We start from the raw sequence: 22,069 nt of genomic DNA on the forward strand, positions 1-22,069 counted from the left end.
AATTAATGGATCAGCGTTGGAATGGCTAAGCGGAACACGGGAATAGCGGTGCGGAACGGCTGACCCTGATGGTCAACCATTTCGTAATGGCCTTCCATGGTGCCCAGCGGCGTTTCCAGAATGGCGCCGCTGGTGTACTGAAACTCTCCACCGGGCGGAATGACGGGCTGTTCGCCGATCACGCCTTCGCCCTGGACTTCGGTTTGGCGGCCGTTGCTGTTGGTGATCAGCCAGTAACGGCCCAGCAGTTGCACGTTGGTCCGCCCCAGATTGCGGATGGTAATGGTATAGGCGAAGACGTAACGCTCTTCTTCAGGGATCGACTGTGATTCCACATAGATGCTCTGAACCTGAATACACACGCGGGGCGAATCAATCATGACAACAACTCCTTATTGCTGCGGCGCCGGATTGGCTGACAGCCAGTTCGCCAGCTTGCAGTACTGCGCCACAGAAATATTCTCTGCTCTGAGCGAAGGATCGACGCCCAGCTCCGTCAGCTGCTCCGGCGTGAACAGATCGCCCAGGCTATTGCGGATGGTTTTCCGCCGCTGGTTGAACGCCTGCGTGGTGATGCGGCTCAGCATGCGCACGTCGCCCACCGGGTTCGGCAGCTCGGTGTGCGGGACCAGGCGCACCACGGCGGAATCGACCTTCGGCGGCGGCGCGAACGCGGTCGGCGGCACTTCCAGCACCGGGATGACGTTGCAGTAGTACTGCGCCATCACGGTCAAACGCCCGTAGGCCTTGCTGTTCGGGCCGGCCACCAGACGGTTGACCACCTCTTTCTGCAACATAAAGTGCATGTCGCGGATTGCCTGAGTATAGCTGAAAAGGTGGAACATCAGCGGCGTCGAAATATTGTACGGCAGGTTACCAAATACGCGCAGCGGTTGGCCAGCCTCCTCGGCCAGTTCGGCGAAATTCACCGTCATGGCGTCCTGCTGGCGGATGGTCAGCTTGTCTTTCAGCTGCGGGTGATTCTCCAGCCGAGTGGCCAGATCGCGGTCCAGTTCGATCACCGTCATGCGGTCCATGCGCGCGCCGACCGGTTCGGTCAAGGCGCCGAGGCCGGGGCCGATCTCGACCACCGCTTCGCCCGGCTGCGGGTGAATGGCGGAGACAATGCTATCGATGACAAACTGATCGGTTAAAAAGTTTTGTCCAAAGCGTTTGCGGGCAAAGTGCCCTTGGTGGACTCTGTTATTCATTACAATTAATTATCATTTTAATGGCGAGATTCAGGGCCGTTTGGAAACTGCCGACATCGGCGGTGCCGGTGCCGGCCAGTTCCAGAGCGGTACCGTGGTCGACCGAGGTGCGTATGAAAGGCAAACCGAGGGTGATATTCACCGCGCGGCCGAACCCTTGGTATTTTAGCACCGGCAGCCCCTGATCGTGATACATCGCCAGCACCGCATCGGCATCTTGCAGATATTTGGGCTGGAACAGGGTGTCCGCCGGCAGCGGGCCGACAAGATGGATACCGTCAGCGCGCAGCGCGTCGAGCGCCGGGATGATGGTGTCTATCTCTTCGCGCCCCATATGGCCGCCTTCCCCGGCGTGGGGATTCAGACCGCAGACGTAAATGTGCGGCTGGGCGATGCCAAATTTGGTTTTCAGATCGTGGTCGAGGATGCGAATGACTTCGAACAGGCTCTGCTGCGTGATGGCGCCCGGCACCGCCAGCAGCGGCAGGTGGGTGGTCGCCAGCGCCACGCGCAGCTCTTCGGTCGCGAGCATCATCACCACGCGATCGCAGCGGCTGCGATCGGCAAAGAATTCGGTATGGCCGATAAACGGCACGCCGGCGTCGTTGATCACGCCCTTGTTCACCGGGCCGGTGATCAAGGCGGCAAACTCGCCGTTCAGGCAGCCGTCACAGGCGCGCGCCAGGGTTTCCACCACGTAGGCACTGTTGCCGACGTTCAGTTCACCGGCGGTGACCGGCTGAGCGAGCGACACCGGCAGCACGGTCAGTGTGCCGGCGCGTTGCGCCTCGGCCGGCTGCTGCGGCTGGTAGTCGCGCAGCGTCAGCGGCAGGCCCAAACATTGGGCGCGTTCAAGCAACAGGGCCGGATCGGCGCACACCACCAGCTCAACAGGCCAATCCTGTTGCGCCAGGGCGGCTACCAAATCCGGCCCCACCCCGGCGGGTTCGCCGGGGGTAATGACGACGCGTTTATTGCTGCGCATCGCTGCCATCGAGGATCTTCACGTAAGCCTGGGCGCGCTGTTCCTGCATCCAGGTCTGCGCCTCTTCGGCGAACTTACGGTTGAACAGCATGCGGTAAGCGCGATCTTTCTGCGCGGCGTCTGTCTTATCCACCTGACGGGTATCCAGCAGCTGAATCAGGTGCCAACCGAAGGAAGAGTGCACCGGCGCGCTGATCTCACCTTTGCTCAGCTTGAGCAACGCATCGCGGAAGGCGGGATCGTAGATGTCCGGAGAAGCCCAGCCCAGATCGCCGCCCTGCATCGCAGAACCCGGATCTTGCGACAGCTGTTTGGCTTCGTCGGCAAACTTGGCGCGACCGCTCTTGATCGCTTCCGCCACGGATTGCAGTTTGGCGCGCGCCTGGTCGTCGGTCAGCACCACCGAAGGTTTCAGCAGGATGTGACGGGCATGCACTTCGGTGACCGACACCGACTGGCTGGCGCCGCGGATGTCGTTGACTTTCAGGATATGGAAGCCGACACCGGAACGGATTGGGCCGACGACGTCGCCTTTCTTGGCGCTGACCAGGCGTTCAGCGAACAGGGTCGGGATCTCTTGCAGCTTGCCCCAGCCCATGTTGCCGCCTTTCAGCGCCTGAGAGTCGGCGGAGTAAGTGATCGCCAGCTTGCCGAAGTCGGCGCCGCTGTTGATCTCGCCCACCAGGCGTTTGGCCAGCTCTTCGGCTTTGTCGACCTGCTGCTGCGACGGGTTCTCCGGCAGCGGGATCAGGATGTGGCTGATGTTCATTTCGGTGTCGCTGCCGTTCTGCGCGCCCACCTGTTTGGCCAGCGCGTCCACTTCCTGCGGCAGGATGGTGACGCGGCGGCGCACTTCGTTGTTGCGCACTTCGGAGATCAGCATCTCTTTGCGGATCTGCGCGCGGTAGGTGTTGTAGTTCAGCCCTTCGTACGACAGGCGGCTGCGCAGCTGATCGACGCTCATGCGGTTCTGCGCGGCGATGTTGGCGATCGCTTTGTCCAGATCGGCGTCGGAGACGGTGATGCCCATTTTCTTGGCCATCTGCAGCTGGATGTTATCCATGATCAGACGTTCGATGATCTGATGGCGCAGCGTCTTGTCGTCCGGCAGTTGCTGACCGGCCTGCTGGGCGTTGAGCTTCACCGACTGCAACAGTCCGTTGACGTCGCTTTCGAGTACCACGCCGTTATCCACGACGGCGGCGACTTTATCCACTTCTTGGGGTGCTGCGAACGCGGCATTGGCGCAAACCACCAATCCGAGAATAAGCGTTCTCCAGTTCTTCATACATTTCCCATTATGTAATCCGCAAATGCGGGTGAAAGTTCTCGTTTTCAAAGTGTTGCAAAGCGTCAGAATGCGCGCTGATACGGCAGAATGCCGGAGCGCAGCATTTCTGCGGAGCCGAGACTATGATCGCTGCTCAGGCCGCGCAGTTCGACGTTGAACGAAACTCTGTTGTCGTAAACGCTGGTATTGTTGCTGTTGTTCCAGTCGGTGATCTTGCGCTCATAGCCCAGCGTCACCGCCCAGCAGCAGGTGTTGTACTTCAGCCCCACCAGCTGATCGGCGGATTGTTTGGCGCGGGTGTCGTAGTAGTACGCCCCGACCACCGCCCAACGATCGGCGATCGGCCAACTGCCGGTGATGCCCACCTGCGAGATGCCGTCCTGGAAGGCCGGAACCGTTTTGGTGTTCAACGCCGTCTGGATATATTCCGGCGTGGCGTAACGGTAGTTCAGCTGCACTACGCGCTCGGCATCCTGGCGGTATTCCACCACGCCGTTGCCCAGCGAGACGCTGTTCAGGCGGGTGTCGTACTGCAGGCCGCCGCGCAGGCCCCAACGATCGTCGATTTTCCAATAGGTATCGCCGGCCCAGGCCACGCTGCCGGTATCGTCGTTGTTGTCGTACCCGGTTACCCGATCGCCGGTGCGCGAACGGCTGAAGTAGTAGATTTGACCCACGGAAGCGTTAAAACGTTCAACCAGCGCGTCATCATAAATGCGCGTGGTCAAACCGGTAGACACGCGGTTCTGCGAAGCGATGCGATCCAGGCCGCTGTAGGTGCGATCGCGGAACAGGCCGGAGTAGTCGGTCTGCAGCAGCGTGGTGTCGTAGGTGTAGATGTTGCTCTGGTCGCGGTACGGCACGTACAGGTACTGCACGCGCGGCTCCAGCGTCTGGGTGGCGCCTTCGGCCCAGATCATCGGCCGCTCGAACACCAGCTTGCCGTCGACTTTGAACTGCGGCAGTACGCGGTTGACCGAATCATCGAGCTCCGGCGCGGCAGCGTTTTTGCGGCTCTGGTAGTTGGCGGCGAAACCGTCAGGAATATCCTGCTGGTAATGGGTCGCCATCACCTTGGCTTCGGTGTTCAGGCTGGCCCAGCCGTTGGTGAGCGGCAGACTCAGCGTCGGTTCCATATGCAGACGGGTGGCGTCCGGGCTGTATGGGTTGACGCTGGTGAACTTGGCCGCCTGGCCGTAAATATGGAAGTCGAACGGACCGAGGTCGTTCTTGTAGTAATTCAGATCCAACTGCGGCTGGACTTTATACGAGTCCGACTGTGAGCGATCGGTATCGTCGTAAATCTGGAACTGCTTGGAGCTCAGCGTGGCGTTCCAGTTTTCGTTGGCGTAGCCGAGGCTGAATTTCTGCGTGGCGTAGCCGTCGGTGGTGGAGCCGTATTTGGAGTCCAGATCGGTGAAGTACTTGGAATCGCTGACCTTGGTGTAATCGACGTTGAAGCGCCACACCTGATCCATAACGCCGTTGTGGTTCCAGTAGAACAGCCAGCGTTTGTTGTCGTCATGATCTTTGCCGTATTCCTTGTCGTCCGGCAACCAGTCGAACTCCATCAGGCCGAGGCCCGGCTGCACCAGATAACGGAACTCGGTCTGCCACTGCAGGCCGCGCTTGGACATATAGTGCGGGGTAATGGTGGCGTCGTAGTTCGGCGCGATGTTCCAGTAGTACGGCAACATGAACTCGAAGCCGTTGTTGCTGCCGTACTTGGCGTTCGGGATCAGGAAGCCGGAACGGCGCTTGTCGCCGACCGGCAGCTGCAGGTACGGGCTGTAGAACACCGGCACGCCGCCGATGCGGAAGCGGGCGTTCCATATTTCCGCCACCTGCTCTTCGCGATCGTGGATCACTTCGGAACCGACCACGCTCCAGCTGTCATCGCCCGGCAGACAGGAGGTAAAGGTGCCGTTTTCCAGGATGGTGTAACGGTTGGCGCCGCGCATTTTCATCTTGTCGGCGTCGCCGCGTCCCTGACGGCCTACCATCTGGTAGTCGCCTTCATAGACGTCGGTATCTTTGGTATTCAGGTTAGACCAGGCCTTCGGGCCTTTCAGTTTGATCTGATTGTCGCTGTAGTGCACGTCGCCGGTGGCGGTGACGGTACGCACCGGTTCCGTCTGGCCGGGGTTTTGCGTCTGATTCAGCTCAACTTCTTTGGCGGTCAGGGTGCTGTTGCCCTGCTCGATATGCACGTTGCCGCTGAACAGGGCGCTTTTTGGGTAGTCGGCGCGCGAGTCATCGGCATTGATGGTCACCGGCTGGCTGTTCGGATCGCCGCTGACCAAAGGCTTGTCGTAAACAGGAACGCCAAGCATGCATTGCTCGGCCAGATCAGCCAGCGCATGCTGACTGTAGAGTGCCGTCCAAATCATCGTGGCCAGCAGTGTTGGGAAACTTTTTTTCATACGCGGTTTTGGTGTTCCGTCATCAGAGGCGTCGTGTCCGGCAAACGGTCAGAGACTATATTACTCATCTGCGTTGCGCTAGTGCTAAATCCAGCCGTTTACTTGCGTCGTCGTTAGGCGCAAAGATAAATGACAGGTATGATAATCCAAATTCTAGGAAAAATCGCCTGCGCCCTTTCCTGAAACGGAGGAGAGCGGGCGGCTTTCGGCATGATAATTGAGGAGTATATGCAGTATTGGGGAAAACTGCTCGGCGTCATCGTCGCCATCTGGTCTGGCGCGGGATTCTGGGGTGTAGTTCTGGGGCTGATTATCGGTCATATGATCGATACGGCGCGCAGCAACAAGCGCAGCCGGGGGTTTTTCACCGACCAGCAAACGCGGCAAACGCTGTTTTTCCGCACCACTTTTCAGGTTATGGGCCACCTGACCAAATCCAAAGGACGCGTCACCGAGGCGGATATCCAGATCGCCAGCCTGTTCATGGATCGCCTGCAGCTGCACGGCGAAGCCCGCACTGCGGCGCAGCAGGCGTTCCGCGAGGGCAAACAGAGCCAGTTCCCGCTGCGTGAGACGCTGCAGCAGTTCCGCAGCATCTGTTTCGGCCGCTTCGATCTGATTCGGATGTTTCTGGAAATTCAGATTCAGGCGGCGTTCGCCGACGGCTCGCTGCACCCGAACGAACGTCAGGTGCTGTATGTCATCGCCGAAGAGCTGGGCATTTCGCGCGCGCAGTTCGATCAGTTCCTCAGCATGATGGAGGGCGGGCGTCAGTTCGGCGGCGGTCAGCAGGGCGGGTATTCGCAGGGCGGTTATCAGCAGGCTCAGCGCGGCCCGACGCTCGACGATGCGTGCAAGGTGCTCGGCGTGCGCAGCAGCGACGATGCCGCCACCATCAAACGCGCCTACCGCAAGCTGATGAGCGAACACCATCCGGATAAGCTGGTGGCGAAAGGCTTACCGCCGGAGATGATGGAAATGGCCAAGCAGAAAGCGCAGGAGATCCAGGCTGCGTACGACCTGATCAAACGCGAGAAAGGTTTTAAATAAGCGATGAAAGCGGGCCCGGCATGCCGGGCCCGTTTAACATGGGGTTCAGAAATCCGGCTCGGCGCGAAAGTGCATCGGCGTCTGGAAGGCGGGGTGGGTGATGCGCAGCTCTTGCGCATGCAGCTGCAGCCGCGGCGCCATCTCTTTGGCCTCCGGTGGGGCGTAGAAACCGTCACCGAGGATCGGGTGTCCCAGCGCCAGCATGTGCACCCGCAGCTGATGCGAGCGGCCGGTGATCGGCGTCAGCTTCACGCGGGTGCTGCCGTCGGCGTCGCGCGACAGCACCAGATATTCCGTCTGCGCCGCTTTGCCGGTGTCAAAACACACCTTTTGCAGCGGCCGGTTCGGCCAGTCGCAGATCAGCGGCAAATCCACCAACCCTTCGTCATGCGCCATATGCCCCCAAACGCGGGCGATATAGGATTTCTTCGGTTCGCGTTCGCGGAACTGACGCTTCAGCTCACGCTCGGCGGCCTTGTTGAGCGCCACCACGATCACCCCGCTGGTGGCCATATCCAGCCGGTGCACCGATTCGGCGGCCGGATGATCGGCCTGAATGCGGGTCATCAGGCTGTCTTTGTTTTCCGGCGCGCGGCCGGGCACCGACAGCAAGCCGCTGGGCTTGTTGACCACCATGATGTGTTCATCCTGATACAGGATGTGCAGCGGGTCCTGCGGGGGATTGTAGGGTTCCATCTTGGCTCCGCGAAAAGGGCCGAACGGGGAGGCAACCACCTCCCCGCGTCGCGCCGGTTACTGGTGGGTGACCACCACCAGACGAATGGCGTCGAGACGCCAGCCGGCTTCATTGAGGTTGGCCAGCACCTGACGGCGGTTGAACTCCAGCGTCTCGACTTCGTCGTCGCGGATGTTCGGGTTGACCGCCTTCAGCGCTTCCAGACGCGCCAGCTCGGTGCTCAGCTTGTCGTCCGCCTCTTGCTTCGCCTGCTCGATAAGCGTGCGTGCCTGCGCTTCCACCAGGCTTTCCGCCTGCTGCAGCATGGCGTGCACGTCTTGCTGCACGGCGTTGACCAGCTTGCTGGAGGTGTGGCGGTTGACCGCGTTCAACTGGCGGTTGAAGCTTTCGAACTCGACCTGCGCCGCCAGGTTGGTGCCCTTGCGGTCCATCAGCATGCGGATCGGCGTCGGCGGCAGGAAGCGGGTCAGCTGCAGATGCTTCGGCGCCTGGGCTTCCACCACGTACACCAGCTCAACCAGCAAGGTGCCGACCGGCAACGCTTTGTTTTTCAACAGGGACACCGCACAACTGCCGGTATCGCCGGACAGGATAAGATCCAGACCGTTGCGGATGATCGGGTGTTCCCAGCTGACGAACTGCGCGTCTTCGCGCGACAGTGCCTGATCGCGATCGAAGGTGACGGTGCAGCCGTCCTGCGGCAGGCCCGGGAAGTCCGGCACCAGCATATGGTCGGACGGCGTGAGCACGATCAGGTTGTCGCTGCGATCTTCCTGATTGATGCCGACGATGTCGAACAGGTTGAGCGCGAAGCCCACCAGGTTAACGTCGTTATCTTGCTCGGCGATGGCGGCGGCCAGCGCCTGGGCTTTGTCGCCGCCGTTGGAGTGCATCTCCAGCAGGCGGTCGCGGCCTTGTTCCAGCTGCGCTTTCAACTGATCATGCTGTTGGCGGCAGGCGTGGATGAATTCGTCCAGGCCCTCCTGCTCGGTCGGCGCGGCCAGATAGCCGATCAACTGCTCGTAGCAGCTGTCGTAGATGGTGCGGCCGGTCGGGCAGGTGTGTTCGAAGGCGTCGAGCCCTTCGTGGAACCAGCGGCCCAGCACCGCCTGTGCGGTGTGCTCCAGGTAAGGCACCATGATTTGGATATCGTGCATCTGGCCGATACGGTCCAGACGGCCGATACGCTGTTCCAGCAGATCCGGGTTGAACGGCAGATCGAACATCACCAGTTGGCTGGCGAACTGGAAGTTGCGGCCTTCGGAACCGATCTCGGAACACAGCAGTACCTGCGCGCCTTCCTCTTCGGAGGCGAAGTAGGCGGCGGCGCGGTCGCGCTCGATGATCGACAGCCCTTCGTGGAACACCGCGGCGCGGATCGCTTCACGCTCGCGCAGCACCTGCTCCAGCTGCAACGCGGTATCGGCTTTAGCGCAGATCACCAGCACTTTTTCGTTGCGGTTGGCCAGCAGGTAATCCAGCAACCATTCGACGCGCGGGTCGAAGTTCCACCAGGTGGCGTTTTCGCCTTCGAATTCCTGGTAGATCTGCTCCGGATACAGCATGTCGCGCGCGCGCGCTTCGACGGATTTCTTGGCGCCCATGATGCCGGACACTTTGATCGCGGTCTGATACTGGGTCGGCAACGGCAGCTTGATCTGGTGCAGGTTGCGGTGCGGGAAGCCCTTCACGCCGTTGCGGGTGTTGCGGAACAGCACGCGGCTGGTGCCGTGACGATCCATCAGCATGGCCACCAGCTCCTGGCGCGCCTGCTCGGCGTTGTCGCCTTCGCTGTTGGCCGCTTTGAGCAGCGGTTCGATGTCCTGCTCGTCGATCAGCTCGCCCAGCAGGTTCAGCTTGTCGTCGGCCAGGCGTTCACCGCTCAGCAGCAGGGTGACGGCGTCGGCCACCGGACGGTATTTCTGCTGTTCGGCGACGAACTCGCCGTAGTCGTGGAAACGGTTCGGATCGAGCAGGCGCAGGCGCGCAAAGTGGCTCTGTTGGCCCAGCTGTTCCGGGGTGGCGGTCAGCAGCAGCACGCCGGGGATATGCTCGGCCAGCTGTTCGATCACCTGATATTCGCGGCTCGGCGCTTCTTCGCTCCAGGCCAGGTGGTGCGCTTCATCGACCACCAGCAGATCCCACTGGGCGTCCGCCAGCTCTTCCAGGCGCTGCTTGTTGCGGCGCACGAAGTCCAGCGAGCAGATCACCAGCTGTTCGGTCTCGAACGGGTTGCTGCTGTCGAGCTTGGCTTCGGCGTAGCGGCTGTCGTCGAACAGCGAGAAGTAGAGGTTGAAGCGGCGCATCATCTCCACCAGCCACTGGTGCTGCAGCGTTTCCGGCACCACGATCAGCACGCGTTCGGCGCGGCCCGCCAGAAGTTGCTGGTGGATGATCATGCCGGCTTCGATGGTTTTGCCGAGGCCGACTTCGTCCGCCAGCAGAACGCGCGGCGCATGGCGCTGGCCGACTTCATGAGCGATGTGCAGCTGGTGCGGGATCAGGCTGGCGCGCATGCCGCGCAGGCCGGCGAACGGCAGGCGATACTGCTCGCTCTGGTATTTGCGGGCGCGAAAACGCAGCGCGAAACGATCCATGCGGTCGATTTGGCCGGCGAACAGGCGATCCTGCGGCTTGCTGAAGGTCAGTTTGCTGTCCAGCAGCACTTCGCGCATCGCCACGCCGCTTTCCTGGGTGTCCAGGCGGGTGCCGATATAGGTCAACAGACCGTTTTCCTCTTTCACCTCTTCCACCTGCAGCTGCCATCCCTCGTGGCTGCTGACGGTATCGCCCGGGTTGAACATCACGCGGGTGATCGGCGAATCGTTTCTGGCATAGAGGCGGTTTTCACCGGTGGCGGGGAAAAGCAGGGTAATCATGCGCGCATCCAGCGCCACGACGGTGCCCAGTCCTAATTCGCTTTCCGTGTCGCTGATCCAGCGTTGACCAAGAGTAAAAGGCATATATTGTCGGCTCGATTCTTTGTAAGTAAGTCTTGTTACCGGGCGGGAAGGGCCGCGGCACCTGTACTGAACATCGGTTAATCCCGGTTTGTTTTAAATTTGACGGGCAATAGCCGTTCACGCCATGCAGACGTCGCGAGACGGCAGGGCTAAGCGTGGTTCAGTTTTGGGAAGGGCGCTATGGTAATGGAAGGCGGCGCGTTCGTCACCTGCAAAACCGGATGATTTTTCTTAACCTGGCGCAATCTCAAAACAGCCCCATCTGCCCGGTGACCAGCGTGGTGAAGTCGTCGTGCAAGAAAGGGAGTATAGCGTCTGCCACCGGTTGCAGCTGACGTTCGAGGTAGTGCTGATAATCGATGGGCGAATGGCGGGTTTCCAGCGGTTCCGGCCCGGCGACGGTCATCACGTAGCTGATCCAGCCGCCGTTCTGATACTGCAGCGGCCGCCCCTGACTGCGGTTGTAGTCGTCGGCGATGCGCGCGGCGCGGGCGTGCGGCGGCACGTTGCGCTGATAGTCGTCGAGCTTTCTGCGCAGCCGTTTGCGGTACACCAATTGATCGTCGAAGTCGCCGTTCAGGGTTTTGCCGACGTAGTCACGCACATAGTCCTGGTAGGGCTGTTGTTTGAAGATGCGCTGATAGAGCTGCTGCTGGAACTGCTGCGCCAGCGGCGTCCAGTCGGTGCGCACCGTTTCCAGGCCTTTGTACACCATCTCTTCCTGGCCGTCGGCGCGCGCGATCAGGCCGGCGTAGCGTTTCTTGCTGCCCTGCTCGGCGCCGCGAATGGTCGGCATCAGGAAGCGGGAATAGTGGGTTTCGAACTCCAGCTCCAGCGCGTTCTCCAGCCCGAACTGCTGCTGCAGATGCTGCTGCCACCAGGCGTTGACCCGTTGCACCAGCGCCCGGCCGATCTGCGCCGCCTGTTGCTCGTCATGCGGCTGTTTCAGCCAGACGAAGGTGGAGTCGGTGTCACCGTAAATCACCTGATAGCCTTCGGCTTCGATCAGCTCGCGGGTTTGGCGCATGATCTCGTGGCCGCGCAGGGTGATTGACGACGCCAGCCGCGGATCGAAGAAGCGGCAGCCGCTCGATCCCAGCACGCCGTAAAGCGCGTTCATGATGATCTTCAGCGCCTGTGACAGCGGCTTGTTGTGCTGGCGTTTGGCGGCCTCGCGCCCTTGCCAGATCTGCTCGACGATCGCCGGCAGGCAGTGTTTGCTGCGCGAGAAGCGGGCGTTGCGAAAGCCGGGCACCGAGTCGGCGTCGTTTGGGTGGCGCATGCCTTCCACCAACCCGACCGGATCGATCAAGAAGGTGCGGATGATCGACGGGTACAGACTTTTATAGTCCAGCACCAGCACCGAGTCGTACAGGCCGGGCCGGGAATCCATCACAAAGCCGCCGGGGCTGTGTTCCTCCGGCTGTTCGCCGAGGTTGGGGGCGACAAAGCCCAGGCGATGCATGCGCGGCATATAGAGGTGACTGAAGGCCGCCACCGATCCGCCGCTGCGATCGGCCGCCAGCCCGGTGACGGTGGCGCGCTCCAGCAGGAAGTTGAGCAGGTCGGCCTTGGCGAAAATCCGCGTCACCAGCTCGCAGTCTTTCAGGTTGTAGCGGGCCAGTGCCGGCTTGTCTTCGGCGAAGCGCCGGTCGATCTCCGCCATGCGCTGATAAGGGTTGTCGATCGCCTTGCCTTCGCCCAGCAGTTCCTGCGAAACGTATTCCAGGCTGAAGGAGGGAAAATTCCAGGTGGCGGATTTCAGCGCCTCGATGCCGTCGATGATCAGGCGGCCGGCGGCGGCGGCGAAAAAGTGATTCTGTTTGAAGCCATGCTCGCGCCACTCCAGCAGGTTGCCGCCGCGCCCCAGCCGCAGCGGGATTTGGTAGCGCTCGGCGTGCTTTTGCAGCACCCGCAGATCGAACTGCACCAGGTTCCAGCCGATGATGGCGTCGGGATCGTGACGCTCCAGCCACGCGTTCAGCCGTTCCAGCAACTGAGGGCGGCTGGCGCAGTATTCCAGATCGAAATCCAGCGGCTCATCGCCGCCGTTGGCCGGCCCCAGCATGTAGACCTGCCGCTGGCCGCAGCCTTCCAGCGCGATGGAGTAAAGCTCGCCGTGGGCGGTGGTTTCGATATCCAGCGACACCAGTTTTAGCGTTGGGCGGTACTCCGGCGCCGGCTTCATTTGGCCGCTGAGCAACGGCCCATTGCCGTCGCCCTGGCCGTTGAACCATACCGGCGCGGTGATGAAGCGTTCCATCAGGTAGCGCTCGGGCGGGCGAATGTCGGCCTCGTAGACCGCAACGCCGCCTTCCCGCAGCAGTTTTTCCAGCTTGATGAGCTGACGGTGCTGGCGGCAGTACAGCCCCAGCATCGGGCGGTGATGAAAATCCGTCAGCGCCAGCGGTTTCAGTTCGACTTGCCGCTCTTCTCGCAGCAGCAGTTCCGCGCGCTGCCTTTGTTCGGCGGGGATAAACGCCACCGAGGTTTGCGGCGGCAGACGCAGCTGACGCGGGCCTGCGTCGGTCGCCAGCCAAAATTCGACCTCGGTGCCGGCGGGCGTGTCGCGCCAGTGGCGAGTGAGCAGGAACCCCTGTTGCAGTGCTGTCATAACCCCTTCGTTTTCCGCCGGGCGACGTGTGCGACGTTCAGCGTGATGTCGGTTTTGGCGCTAATATAGATAAATTATAGTATGGGTTTTTATACAGTGATTGTCCATCGCCGTGCGGCGTTGCCAAATACGCATACAATTCATCGATTGACTCGCCAGCGGCGGCGCTGGAAAATCCTCGGCCCCGTTTGGCCCGAATAATCCACAGAGGTGTAATGGAAGCCTATTTACAAGATTTGATCACCCAGTCACTGGCTTTCACTCTGATGGTCGTTCTGCTGGTCGCTTTTCTGGAGTCGTTGGCGCTGGTGGGGCTGCTGTTGCCCGGTACGGTGATGATGGCCAGCATCGGCGCGCTGATCGGCAGCGGCAAGGTGGATTTTTACTACGCCTGGGCGGCGGGCATCGTCGGCTGCCTGCTCGGCGATTGGATCTCCTATTTCGTCGGCCGCGCCTTTAAGGGGCCTTTGCATCGCTGGTCGTTTCTGAAGAAGAACAAAGCGCTGCTCGACAAAACCGAACATGCCTTGCACCAGCACAGCATGGCGACCATTTTGATCGGTCGCTTCGTTGGCCCGACGCGCCCGCTGGTGCCGATGGTGGCCGGCATGCTCGATTTGCCGCCGTACAAGTTCGCGTTGCCGAACATCATCGGTTGCCTGACCTGGCCGCCGGTCTATTTCTTCCCCGGCATTCTGGCGGGGGTGGCGATCGATATCCCCGCCGACGCCAACAGCGCGACGTTCAAGTGGCTGTTGCTCGCGGCGGCGCTGTTGGTCTGGCTGGCGGTGTGGCTAAGCTGGCGCTGGTGGCGCGAGGGCAAGCGCAGCGCCGATCGGCTGAGCCGTTGGCTGACGCCGCTGCGGCTGCGCGTGGTGTGCGGATTGAGTTGGCTGGCGGCGTTGGCGGTCGGCTATTTGCTGAGCCAACAGCCGCTGATGCCGGTGTACCGGCATCTGTTGTGGCAGGTGCTGTCCGGGCAATGATTGCGGGGGCATTAGCCCCCGTTCGCCTTACTGGAAGAACGCTTCCAGCTGTTCAAATACCCGCACGTCTTCGCTGTGGCGCTTCACCCGCAGCACGTCTTCCAGCTTTTCCACCTGGCTTATCATTTGTTCCAGCCGCTGATCGTCGGCGACCAATAGCCAAATGCGGCTCTGTTGGCCGTCTTTCAACGGCAGACACAGAATGCCTTCGACGTTGAACGCGCGGCGGGCGAACAGCCCGCAAACGTGCGACATCACGCCGGGATGGTTGCGCACCGCCAGCTCCAGGATCACCTGTGGTTTATCTTGTGGTTGCAGCATGGCTTATTCTCCAATCATGTCGATGTTGGCGGCGCCCGGCGGCACCATCGGGAACACTTTTTCATTGATATCGATCAGCGCGTGGATCAGGCAGGGGCCCGGGCGCTGGATCGCCTCAGCCAGCGCGGCCTGCGGATCTTCCGCGGCGTTCAGATCGCAGGTATCCAGCCCGAATCCGGCGGCGATCTTCAGGAAGTCGGTACGCTTCGGATAGGCGGCGGCGAAGATGCGCTGTTGGTAGAACAGGGTTTGCTGCTGGTGCACCAGCCCCAGCGCCTGGTTGTTCATCAAAATGATTTTCACGTCCAGATCGTGCTCGACCGCGGTGGCCATTTCCTGAATGTTCATCATCAGGCTGCCATCGCCGGAGAAGCACAGCACTTTACGTTCGGGCTCCGCCAACGCCGCGCCGATCGCCGCCGGCAGACCGAAGCCCATGGTGCCCAGGCCGCCCGACGTCAGCCACTGGCGCGGCCGGCTCAGCGGATAGGCCTGCGCTACCCACATCTGATGCTGACCCACGTCGGTGGTGATGATGGCGCTGTCGTCCACGCAGCGCGCGGCGGCCAGCACCAGGCCGTAATGGCTCAGCGGATCGTCGGCGTTCGGCATGTTGAACGGGAATTCGCGCTTCAGATCGTTGACGGTGTTCAGCCACGCGCTGCGCGGCTGCGTGTCGATCTGCGGCAGCAGCTGTTGCAGCACCTGGCCGACGTCGGCATGGATCGCCACGTTGGCCTGTTTGACCTTGCCCAGCTCGGCGCGGTCGATATCCACGTGAATGATGGCGGCGTTAGGGCAGAACTGCTCGGTTTTGCCGATTGCCCGATCGTCGAAGCGCGCGCCCAGCACGATCAGCAGATCGGCCTCCTGCAGAATGAAGTTGGTGCTGCGCGCGGCGTGCATGCCCAGCATGCCCAGCGACAGCGGGTGTTCCACCGGCATCGCGCCCAGCGCCATCAGCGTCATGGTGGTGGGCAGACCGGCGCGCTCGGCCAGCTCCAGCGCCTGCCGGTGAGCGTCGGCGCAGATGATGCCGCCGCCCAGGTAGAGGATGGGGCGTTTCGCCTGATTGATCATCGCGGCGGCCTGCGAAACCAGCGCCGGATCGAAGCTCGGGGCGGCGTCCGGCACGGCGATCGGCGGCAGCTCTTCCAGGGTGATGGTGGCGGTCTGTACGTCTTTCGGCACATCGATCCAGACCGGGCCGGGACGGCCGGACTCGGCGATGCGGAACGCGTCGCCAATCACCTGCGGCAGCTCGCGGATATCGCGCACCAGATGGTTGTGCTTGGTGATCGGGATGGAAATGCCGTAGGTGTCCACTTCCTGGAAGGCGTCGGTGCCGATCATCGAGGAAGGCACCTGCCCGGTGATGCACACCAGCGGAATGGAGTCGAGCTTGGCGTCGGCGATGGCGGTGACCAGGTTGGTGGCGCCCGGCCCGCTGGAGGCGATGCACACCGCCGCTTTGCCGTTGGCGCGCGCCATGCCTTGCGCCATAAAGCCCGCGCCCTGTTCGTGGCGCGCCAGCACGTGGTGAATGCGGGTGCTTTGGCTCAGCGCGTCATACAGCGGCAGCGCGGCGCCGCCAGGGATGCCGGCGACGGTGGTGATGCCCTGACGCTCCAGCAGATGAACGATCAATTGTGCGCCGGTGAAACTGGTGCCCGGTTGAGGCGTGCCCGAAGTTGCCATGTTCCTGTCCTTTCTCAAGGCCGGTGAGCTTTTCTGGGCAGGGTGCTAAAACAAGAAACCCCGCCCGGTTTGCGCCGGCGGGGTTTGGGAATCGATGCGTTGATTCGGACCCTACGGCGCATTGCCGACGACCACCACCACACGCACGACGACCACCGCGGCTGGTAGCGCGGTAACTAGTAGGGTCGAAGTCAGCGAGGATGCGATCACAGGGAACCTTATCATCAGTAAAAAAAGTCAGGTTTTTATAAAAACACAGGCGCAAAATTCGCACAACAGGTTTATTGGCGCAGCATAAAAAACGCGCGTCAGATCACGCTTTACCCGAAATGCCCAGCACGTGCGCTTCGGGGGCGCTGCCGTCCAGCAGGGCCTGCGTCGGGCCGTCGTAGTAGATGCGGCCGTCGACCACCAGCAGCGTGCGCGGCGCGATGCGCGCGGCGTCGTCGAGGTTGTGCGACACCATCAGCAGCGTCAGGTCGCGCTGTTCGCACACCGTCTGCAGCAGCTGCAGCATCTCGTTGCGCAGCGCCGGATCGAGCGCCGAGAAGGGTTCGTCGAGCAGCAGGATCGGCCGCCGGCGAATCAAACAGCGCGCCAGCGCGGCGCGCTGACGCTGGCCGCCGGAAAGCTGCGACGGCAGGCGATCCAGGTGTTCTTCCAGGCCGACCTGACGGGCGATGTGTTCTCGCTGTTGACGCTGCTGCGCAGTCAAGCGCAGACCGGGATCCAACCCCAACCCGATGTTCTGCGCCACCGTCAGGTGAGCGAACAGGTTGTTTTCCTGAAACAGCATCGACACCGGCCGTTTGGCCGGCGGCGTGGCGGTGTGGTCTTCGCCGTTCAGCAGCAGCCGGCCGCTGGCCGCCGGCAGAAAACCGGCGATCAGGCTCAGCAGGGTGCTTTTACCGGCGCCGCTGGGGCCGAGCACCGCGACGCGCTCGCCCGGCTGGATGCGCAGATCAAAGCGCATCGGCAGGTGTTCATACAGATAGGTCAGTTTTTCAAGCGTCAGCATGGCGGCCCGGTAAGCGTTCAATCAGGGTAAACAGCAGGAAGCACAGCAGCAGCAACAGCAGCGCGGTCACCGCTCCGTCCTGGCTGCGGTAGGCGCCAATCTGCTGATACAGGTAAAAAGGCAGGGTACGGAAATGCTCGTTGCCAAACAAGGCGACCACGCCGAAATCGCCGATCGACAGCACGCTGGCGAAGGCCAGCGCCTGCGCCAGCGGGCGGCGCAGGGCGCGCAGTTCAATCAGCCGCAGCCGTCGCCAGCCGCGGATATCCAGCGACAGGCACAGCGGGTTGTAACGTTCGGCGAGGTCGCGCATCGGGTTCTCCAATACCTTCAGCGCATAGGGCACCGCCATCAGCGCATTGGTGAGGATCACCAGCGCATAGGGCGACTGCGGCAACCCGATCGTATCGTTCAGCAGCAGGAAGAACCCGGTGGCCAGCACGATGCCCGGCATCGCCAGGATCACCATGCCGCTCAGCTCCAGCGCTTGGCCGCCGCGCAGCTGCTGCCGCAGTTTCAGCTCGCGGCTGCTCCACAGCAGCATCATCGTGAGCGCCACGCACAGCGCTCCGGCGCCAAGGGCGATGCGCAGCGACGTGAACAGCGCCTGCCACAGCACCGGCTGGCGCAGCACGCTGACGATAGCCTGATTGGCGCCGTCGGCGATCACCGCCAGCAGAGGCGGCAGCAGCAGCAACAGCGCGGCGGCGATCAGCAGAAAATCGCTGATGCGCCGCCACAGGCTGTCTTCCGGGTTGCGCCAGCGCTGGGCGTGGGTATGTCCTACCGGCAATGCCTGGCTCAGGCGTTGGCTGATCAGCACCAGCCCCAGACAACAGCCCAGTTGGATCAGCGCCAGCAGGGCGGCGCGGCCCAGATCGTAGTCGTAACTCAGCGCCTGGTAGATCGCCAGCTCGATGGTGGTGGCCTGCGGCCCGCCGCCCAGTGACAGCACGGTGGCGAAGCTGGCGAAGCACAGCATGAAGATCAGCGCGCCGCTCGGCAGGATTTGGCGGCGCAGCGCCGGCCATTCGACGAAGCGGAACTGCTGCCAGCCGTTCATGCCCAGCTGGGCGGCCAGCTGGCGCTGTTCCACCGGAATGTTCTCCAGCGCCTGCAACAACAGGCGGGTGGCCAGCGGCAGGTTAAAGAACAGGTGCGCCAGCAGAATGCCCTGCAGCCCGTAGGGCGAGAAATCATACTCGACGCCCAGCCAGCCGCACAGCGTCGCCAGCCAGCCCTGGCGCCCATAGACGCTGAGCAGGCCGAACACCGCCACCAGCACCGGCAGCACCAGCGTCATGGCGCACAGCCGCAGCAGCAGCTGCCGGCCGGGGAAACGGCGGCGATAGAGCGCGCGCGCCAGCAGAATGGCGGGCAGCACCGAAATCAGCGCCGACAGCAGCGCCTGCAGGAAAGTGAAGCGCACCACGTGCCACAGGTAGCTGTCCTGCCACAGGCCGCGCCAGTCGCTGTCCGGCGCGTGACGCCACAGCGAGCCCATCGCCAGCACGGCGAGCAGCAGGATCATGCCGGCGGCCAGCAGCCCCGGCCAGAGCCAGCGGGGGATCAGCGGCTGACGGCGGTTTGCCATGCCCGGATCCAGCCGCCGCGTTGTGTGGCCACCTCTTCGGCGCTGTATTGCAGCGCGGTATGCGGCACGTTCATCTGTTCAAAGCCGACGGGCAGCGGGGTGTTGATCACCGGGTACATCCAGTTGCCGGTCGGGATGGTGTTCTGGAATGCCGGCGTCACCATGAACTGCATGAAACGCTCCGCCAGCTCAGGCTGTTTGGCGGCCTTCAGTTTGCCGGCCACTTCCACCTGCAGGTAGTGGCCTTCGCTGAACGTGGCGGCGGCGTAGCGGTCTTTTTTCTCGGCGATCAGATGATAGGCGGGGGAGGTGGTGTAGCTGAGCACCAGATCGCCTTCGCCTTTCAGGAACAGGCCGTAGGCTTCGCTCCAGCCTTTGGTGACGGTCACGGTCTTTTTCGCCAACTGCTGCCAGGCGGCCGGCGCCTTGTCGCCATACACTTTTTGCATCCACAGCAGCAGGCCGAGGCCCGGCGTGCTGGTGCGCGGATCTTCGTAGATCACCTTCCAGTCACGATCGCTGCTGACCAGCTCCTGCAGGCTTTTCGGCGGGTTCTTCAGTTTTTCCTTGTCGTAGACGAAGGCGAAATACCCGTAGTCGTAAGGCACGAAGGTCGCGTCCTGCCAGCCGCCCGGCACCGTCAGTTTGGCGGTGTCCACGCCGCTCGGCGCGAACAGGCCGGTTTGCTGCGCCGCCTGCAGCAGGTTGTTGTCCAGCCCCAGCACCACGTCGGCGGCGCTGTTCTTGCCTTCCATGCGCAGGCGGTTCAGCAGTGAGACGCCGTCTTCCAGCGCCACGAACTTCAGCTCACAGTCGCACTCGGCTTCGAAGGCTTTTTTCACCGCCGGGCCTGGGCCCCAGTCGGCGGCGAAGGAATCGTAGGTGTAAACCGTCAGCGTCGGCTTGGCGAACACCGGTGCGGCGCACAGCAGCAATAAGCAGGGCAGATATTTTTTGACCACGTTGCACTCCTGAAAAATAAGGGGGCAAGGGCATCTGAGGGGGCGAGGCGGCGTCGCCGGTTCGCTGGGCTCAAATCCCTCCGCCGGTATTGACCGGATCAGGTTCGACGGGTGTGCTCTCAGCGGAAAATCGGGCTTATCACGCGGCCCGACTCTCCGCACCCCGTTGAGACGGCGCTATTGTAAAGATTAACCGACTTGGGCGAAAGGCGCTTATGCCTCCGGCGGGGCAAACCAGGCTGACTTGAAGTCGAACCAGCCGAGGGTGTTCATTCGCACGCCGCGCATGCTGCGCTGGCCGTGCAGCTGCAGCCAGTGGTGGAACAGCGGATGCAGTTGGTGATTGCTGACCAGGCGCTGGCAGAACTCTGCCAGCGGCAGACGGTTGGCGCGCCACAGCGCCGCATCCTGCGCCAGGTCCTCGCTCATGCAATGCTGCATCAGCGGCAGCTCGTACAGCGTGGCGAACAGCGAAAACTCCAGCGGCAGATAGAAGTTGGCGCTGCCGAGCCACAGATCGCTGCGCGCGTCGCCCTGGTGCCAGGTCGCGTAATCCACGCTTTGCACGATCAGGCGGATGCCGTGCTGCGCCAGCAGCGGCTCGATCGCCTGGCGGATGGCGTGGAACTCCGAATGCTCATTGAAGTGAGTCAGCGTCAGTTCGGTCAGCCCCGCCGGTTTGGGCTGCTGCGCCAGCGCGCGGTTGTGGTGCCAGCGCGGCAGCAGGCCGTACGCCGGCGACCAATAGCGCTGGTAGAGCGGCCCGGCGTGGCTCAGCAGCGAAATGGGGTTGATCAATTCGCACAGCCAGCTGCGCATGGCGGGATCGGCCGCCAAGGGAGAGCGCTGATCGAACAGCAGGAAGTAGCAGCCTTCTTCCAGCCGGCTTTCCAGCTCGCTGTTGCCGGTTTCATCGCCCTGCAGCTGTACGCCGGAGTGCACCAGTTCTTCGGAGAACTCCGGCAGCACCCAGATGTTGACCTCATCGATCAGCGCCCGGTAGCCGAAATAGTCGTCGAAGGCGTGGATCTTCATCTGGCTGGGAAGGTTGCGCACCACGCGGTAGGGGCCGGTGCCGATCGGATGGCGGGTGAAGTCCGGCAGATCGCGCCACTCGCGCGGCAGGATCATGGCGTGCACGCTGCCCAGCAGCCAGGGCAGCCAGTGGTCGGGGCTGTGCAGATGCACGTCGACAACGAACGGCGTCGGCGAGGTGACGCTTTCGATATGCGAGAACAGCGGTTGTGAGGTCAGACGCGAAAGCGAGCTGATGACGTCCGCCATCTCCAGCTCGCGGCCATGATGAAAATGGATCGCCGGGCGCAGGTAAAACCGCCAGTGCAGCGGCGTCAGCGCCTGCCAATGGTGGGACAGATCGGATTCGAGTTCCCCGTTTTCCTCATTTATGCGCGTCAGGCCGTTGAAGATCTGACGCGCCAAATGGGTCTCGGAACGCCGCAGCGCCGAGCCGGGCAGCAGGTTGTACAACTGCCGATAGTAGAGCACCCGCAGGATATGTTTCCCCTGACGGAAGCTGCGCCCCAGCTGCGACAGCAGCATTTGGCGCACCACGTTTTTGTCGCCCACCAGCTGCACCAACTGATCGATGCGATCCTGCTCCAGCAGCTCCTCGGCCCGCTGTTGCTGCAGCGCCAGGCCGGTGTAATGAAAGGTTAGCCGCGAACGCTTGCCGCGTCCCGACTCCGCCTGCCAGGTGAGCCAGCCCTCCCGCTGCATGGCGCTCAACAGGGAGCGCACGTGGCGCCGCGAGCAGCTCAGCGCCTCCGCCAGTGCCTGCAGCGTGGTGTCGGTGGTTTCACCGTGGCAGCGTTGCCACAGACGGATGAACTGCTGCTGCAATCTGGACGTGGACATAAAAGAGGAACACTCCTGTCTCAACTCGTCAATTTTTCTTTCCCTATATTACGCCGATAATTTTCATCGATGAAAGGGGAGGGCGCAATCATGAAAGCTTTCTTATCCAAATCGTTCTATCAGCGCTATTTCAGCGCGGTGCGTCGGCAGCACGCCGACTGGCTGAGCGTGGTGCCCGAGCAGGCGCGGCTGGCAATATTGGCGCACCTGACGCAATGGGATATCAAAGAGATGAGCGACAAGCAGTATCGCGAGCACCTGTAAGGCGCTGCGGCATAAAAGTTTCTGAGTAATGGTGCTGTTTCACCAGCCAGTGGGTCGCCCCACTGGTTTTTTTATTTGCGGTTAGGGCGATGGACTTGCATTTTCCTCGCCGTGACC

The 22,069-nt window shown here is 62.1% G+C and carries 18 protein-coding genes and 1 riboswitch; of the genes, 3 read left to right on the top strand and 15 right to left on the bottom strand.

Annotation, left to right across the window (positions count from 1 at the left end; genetic code table 11):
- Nucleotides 1-2 precede the first annotated feature (2 nt).
- The 5 genes from apaG to lptD form a co-directional block, all read right to left on the bottom strand.
- On the bottom strand, nt 3-380 hold the full coding sequence (apaG, locus tag ACJ8IP_RS15815; RefSeq protein ID WP_015376624.1) for a Co2+/Mg2+ efflux protein ApaG: 378 nt from the start codon (nt 378-380) through the stop codon (nt 3-5).
- A gap of 12 nt (nt 381-392) precedes the next feature.
- On the bottom strand, nt 393-1,211 hold the full coding sequence (gene rsmA / locus ACJ8IP_RS15820; protein ID WP_033641833.1) for a 16S rRNA (adenine(1518)-N(6)/adenine(1519)-N(6))-dimethyltransferase RsmA: 819 nt from the start codon (nt 1,209-1,211) through the stop codon (nt 393-395).
- On the bottom strand, nt 1,204-2,205 hold the full coding sequence (gene pdxA, locus ACJ8IP_RS15825) for a 4-hydroxythreonine-4-phosphate dehydrogenase PdxA (protein ID WP_370530061.1): 1,002 nt from the start codon (nt 2,203-2,205) through the stop codon (nt 1,204-1,206). The genes rsmA and pdxA overlap by 8 nt, the downstream gene beginning before the upstream one ends.
- The gene (gene surA, locus ACJ8IP_RS15830; RefSeq protein WP_033641834.1) at nt 2,183-3,484 is read right to left on the bottom strand and encodes a peptidylprolyl isomerase SurA; all 1,302 of its coding nucleotides are present in this window, start codon (nt 3,482-3,484) and stop codon (nt 2,183-2,185) included. Before surA ends, pdxA begins: the two co-directional genes overlap by 23 nt.
- Before the next feature lie 65 nt (nt 3,485-3,549).
- Entirely contained in the window at nt 3,550-5,910 is a 2,361-nt protein-coding gene (gene lptD, locus ACJ8IP_RS15835; RefSeq protein ID WP_021505352.1) for an LPS assembly protein LptD, read from the bottom strand.
- Between the two features lie 228 nt (nt 5,911-6,138).
- Between lptD and djlA the strand changes: the two genes are divergently transcribed.
- Nucleotides 6,139-6,960 carry a co-chaperone DjlA gene (gene djlA / locus ACJ8IP_RS15840; RefSeq protein ID WP_025301546.1) on the top strand — a complete coding sequence of 274 codons (822 nt, stop codon included), beginning with the start codon at nt 6,139-6,141 and terminating at the stop codon, nt 6,958-6,960.
- A 45-nt stretch (nt 6,961-7,005) separates the two neighbouring features.
- On the opposite strand, the gene rluA is transcribed toward djlA, so the two are convergent.
- The 3 genes from rluA to ACJ8IP_RS15855 all read right to left on the bottom strand — a co-directional run bounded on the left by rluA (nt 7,006) and on the right by ACJ8IP_RS15855 (nt 13,234).
- Nucleotides 7,006-7,656 carry a bifunctional tRNA pseudouridine(32) synthase/23S rRNA pseudouridine(746) synthase RluA gene (gene rluA, locus ACJ8IP_RS15845; RefSeq protein WP_072626719.1) on the bottom strand — a complete coding sequence of 217 codons (651 nt, stop codon included), beginning with the start codon at nt 7,654-7,656 and terminating at the stop codon, nt 7,006-7,008.
- A gap of 57 nt (nt 7,657-7,713) precedes the next feature.
- Nucleotides 7,714-10,620 (bottom strand): RNA polymerase-associated protein RapA, encoded by a 2,907-nt coding sequence (gene rapA / locus ACJ8IP_RS15850; protein ID WP_442524449.1) that lies wholly within the window; start codon nt 10,618-10,620, stop codon nt 7,714-7,716.
- Between the two features lie 247 nt (nt 10,621-10,867).
- Nucleotides 10,868-13,234: a DNA polymerase II gene (locus ACJ8IP_RS15855; RefSeq protein WP_164106943.1), complete on the bottom strand. Its 2,367-nt coding sequence runs from the start codon at nt 13,232-13,234 to the stop codon at nt 10,868-10,870.
- Between the two features lie 215 nt (nt 13,235-13,449).
- Between ACJ8IP_RS15855 and ACJ8IP_RS15860 the strand changes: the two genes are divergently transcribed.
- Nucleotides 13,450-14,220 carry a DedA family protein gene (locus tag ACJ8IP_RS15860; protein ID WP_099785577.1) on the top strand — a complete coding sequence of 257 codons (771 nt, stop codon included), beginning with the start codon at nt 13,450-13,452 and terminating at the stop codon, nt 14,218-14,220.
- 27 nt (nt 14,221-14,247) lie between these two features.
- Here the strand turns inward: ACJ8IP_RS15860 and ilvN are convergent, their stop codons facing one another.
- The 7 genes from ilvN to sgrR form a co-directional block, all read right to left on the bottom strand.
- Nucleotides 14,248-14,541, bottom strand: a complete 294-nt coding sequence (gene ilvN / locus ACJ8IP_RS15865) for an acetolactate synthase small subunit (protein ID WP_033641839.1) — start codon at nt 14,539-14,541, stop codon at nt 14,248-14,250.
- Between the two features lie 3 nt (nt 14,542-14,544).
- Entirely contained in the window at nt 14,545-16,239 is a 1,695-nt protein-coding gene (gene ilvB / locus ACJ8IP_RS15870) for an acetolactate synthase large subunit (RefSeq protein ID WP_033641840.1), read from the bottom strand.
- 111 nt (nt 16,240-16,350) lie between these two features.
- Nucleotides 16,351-16,464, bottom strand: a complete 114-nt coding sequence (gene ivbL, locus ACJ8IP_RS15875; RefSeq protein ID WP_154747116.1) for an ilvB operon leader peptide IvbL — start codon at nt 16,462-16,464, stop codon at nt 16,351-16,353.
- Between the two features lie 88 nt (nt 16,465-16,552).
- Nucleotides 16,553-17,257 (bottom strand): thiamine ABC transporter ATP-binding protein ThiQ, encoded by a 705-nt coding sequence (thiQ, locus tag ACJ8IP_RS15880; protein ID WP_089194280.1) that lies wholly within the window; start codon nt 17,255-17,257, stop codon nt 16,553-16,555.
- Nucleotides 17,244-18,851 (bottom strand): thiamine/thiamine pyrophosphate ABC transporter permease ThiP, encoded by a 1,608-nt coding sequence (thiP, locus tag ACJ8IP_RS15885; RefSeq protein WP_442524450.1) that lies wholly within the window; start codon nt 18,849-18,851, stop codon nt 17,244-17,246. The genes thiQ and thiP overlap by 14 nt, the downstream gene beginning before the upstream one ends.
- Nucleotides 18,827-19,813: a thiamine ABC transporter substrate binding subunit gene (gene thiB / locus ACJ8IP_RS15890; RefSeq protein WP_042783680.1), complete on the bottom strand. Its 987-nt coding sequence runs from the start codon at nt 19,811-19,813 to the stop codon at nt 18,827-18,829. Before thiB ends, thiP begins: the two co-directional genes overlap by 25 nt.
- Nucleotides 19,814-19,870: 57 nt before the next feature.
- A riboswitch (TPP riboswitch) is annotated at nt 19,871-19,989 on the bottom strand.
- A 37-nt stretch (nt 19,990-20,026) separates the two neighbouring features.
- Nucleotides 20,027-21,688: an HTH-type transcriptional regulator SgrR gene (gene sgrR, locus ACJ8IP_RS15895; protein WP_047025197.1), complete on the bottom strand. Its 1,662-nt coding sequence runs from the start codon at nt 21,686-21,688 to the stop codon at nt 20,027-20,029.
- Between the two features lie 90 nt (nt 21,689-21,778).
- Between sgrR and sgrT the strand changes: the two genes are divergently transcribed.
- The gene (gene sgrT, locus ACJ8IP_RS15900; RefSeq protein WP_071883530.1) at nt 21,779-21,952 is read left to right on the top strand and encodes a glucose uptake inhibitor SgrT; all 174 of its coding nucleotides are present in this window, start codon (nt 21,779-21,781) and stop codon (nt 21,950-21,952) included.
- Nucleotides 21,953-22,069 lie beyond the last annotated feature (117 nt).

This window comes from Serratia sp. CY52157, from assembly GCF_052168495.1.
Lineage (GTDB): Bacteria > Pseudomonadota > Gammaproteobacteria > Enterobacterales > Enterobacteriaceae > Serratia > Serratia ureilytica.

Excerpts from the sequence above, each read along its gene's own strand:
- sgrT (WP_071883530.1), top strand. The coding sequence starts at position 21,779 with ATGAAAGCTTTCTTATCCAAATCGTTCTATCAGCGCTATTTCAGCGCG.
- sgrR (WP_047025197.1), bottom strand. The coding sequence starts at position 21,688 with ATGTCCACGTCCAGATTGCAGCAGCAGTTCATCCGTCTGTGGCAACGC.
- djlA (WP_025301546.1), top strand. The coding sequence starts at position 6,139 with ATGCAGTATTGGGGAAAACTGCTCGGCGTCATCGTCGCCATCTGGTCT.
- ACJ8IP_RS15860 (WP_099785577.1), top strand. The coding sequence starts at position 13,450 with ATGGAAGCCTATTTACAAGATTTGATCACCCAGTCACTGGCTTTCACT.
- ACJ8IP_RS15855 (WP_164106943.1), bottom strand. The coding sequence starts at position 13,234 with ATGACAGCACTGCAACAGGGGTTCCTGCTCACTCGCCACTGGCGCGAC.
- lptD (WP_021505352.1), bottom strand. The coding sequence starts at position 5,910 with ATGAAAAAAAGTTTCCCAACACTGCTGGCCACGATGATTTGGACGGCA.
- ivbL (WP_154747116.1), bottom strand. The coding sequence starts at position 16,464 with ATGATAAGGTTCCCTGTGATCGCATCCTCGCTGACTTCGACCCTACTA.
- rapA (WP_442524449.1), bottom strand. The coding sequence starts at position 10,620 with ATGCCTTTTACTCTTGGTCAACGCTGGATCAGCGACACGGAAAGCGAA.
- surA (WP_033641834.1), bottom strand. The coding sequence starts at position 3,484 with ATGAAGAACTGGAGAACGCTTATTCTCGGATTGGTGGTTTGCGCCAAT.
- apaG (WP_015376624.1), bottom strand. The coding sequence starts at position 380 with ATGATTGATTCGCCCCGCGTGTGTATTCAGGTTCAGAGCATCTATGTG.
- thiP (WP_442524450.1), bottom strand. The coding sequence starts at position 18,851 with ATGGCAAACCGCCGTCAGCCGCTGATCCCCCGCTGGCTCTGGCCGGGG.
- ilvB (WP_033641840.1), bottom strand. The coding sequence starts at position 16,239 with ATGGCAACTTCGGGCACGCCTCAACCGGGCACCAGTTTCACCGGCGCA.
- rsmA (WP_033641833.1), bottom strand. The coding sequence starts at position 1,211 with ATGAATAACAGAGTCCACCAAGGGCACTTTGCCCGCAAACGCTTTGGA.
- thiQ (WP_089194280.1), bottom strand. The coding sequence starts at position 17,257 with ATGCTGACGCTTGAAAAACTGACCTATCTGTATGAACACCTGCCGATG.
- rluA (WP_072626719.1), bottom strand. The coding sequence starts at position 7,656 with ATGGAACCCTACAATCCCCCGCAGGACCCGCTGCACATCCTGTATCAG.
- pdxA (WP_370530061.1), bottom strand. The coding sequence starts at position 2,205 with ATGGCAGCGATGCGCAGCAATAAACGCGTCGTCATTACCCCCGGCGAA.
- ilvN (WP_033641839.1), bottom strand. The coding sequence starts at position 14,541 with ATGCTGCAACCACAAGATAAACCACAGGTGATCCTGGAGCTGGCGGTG.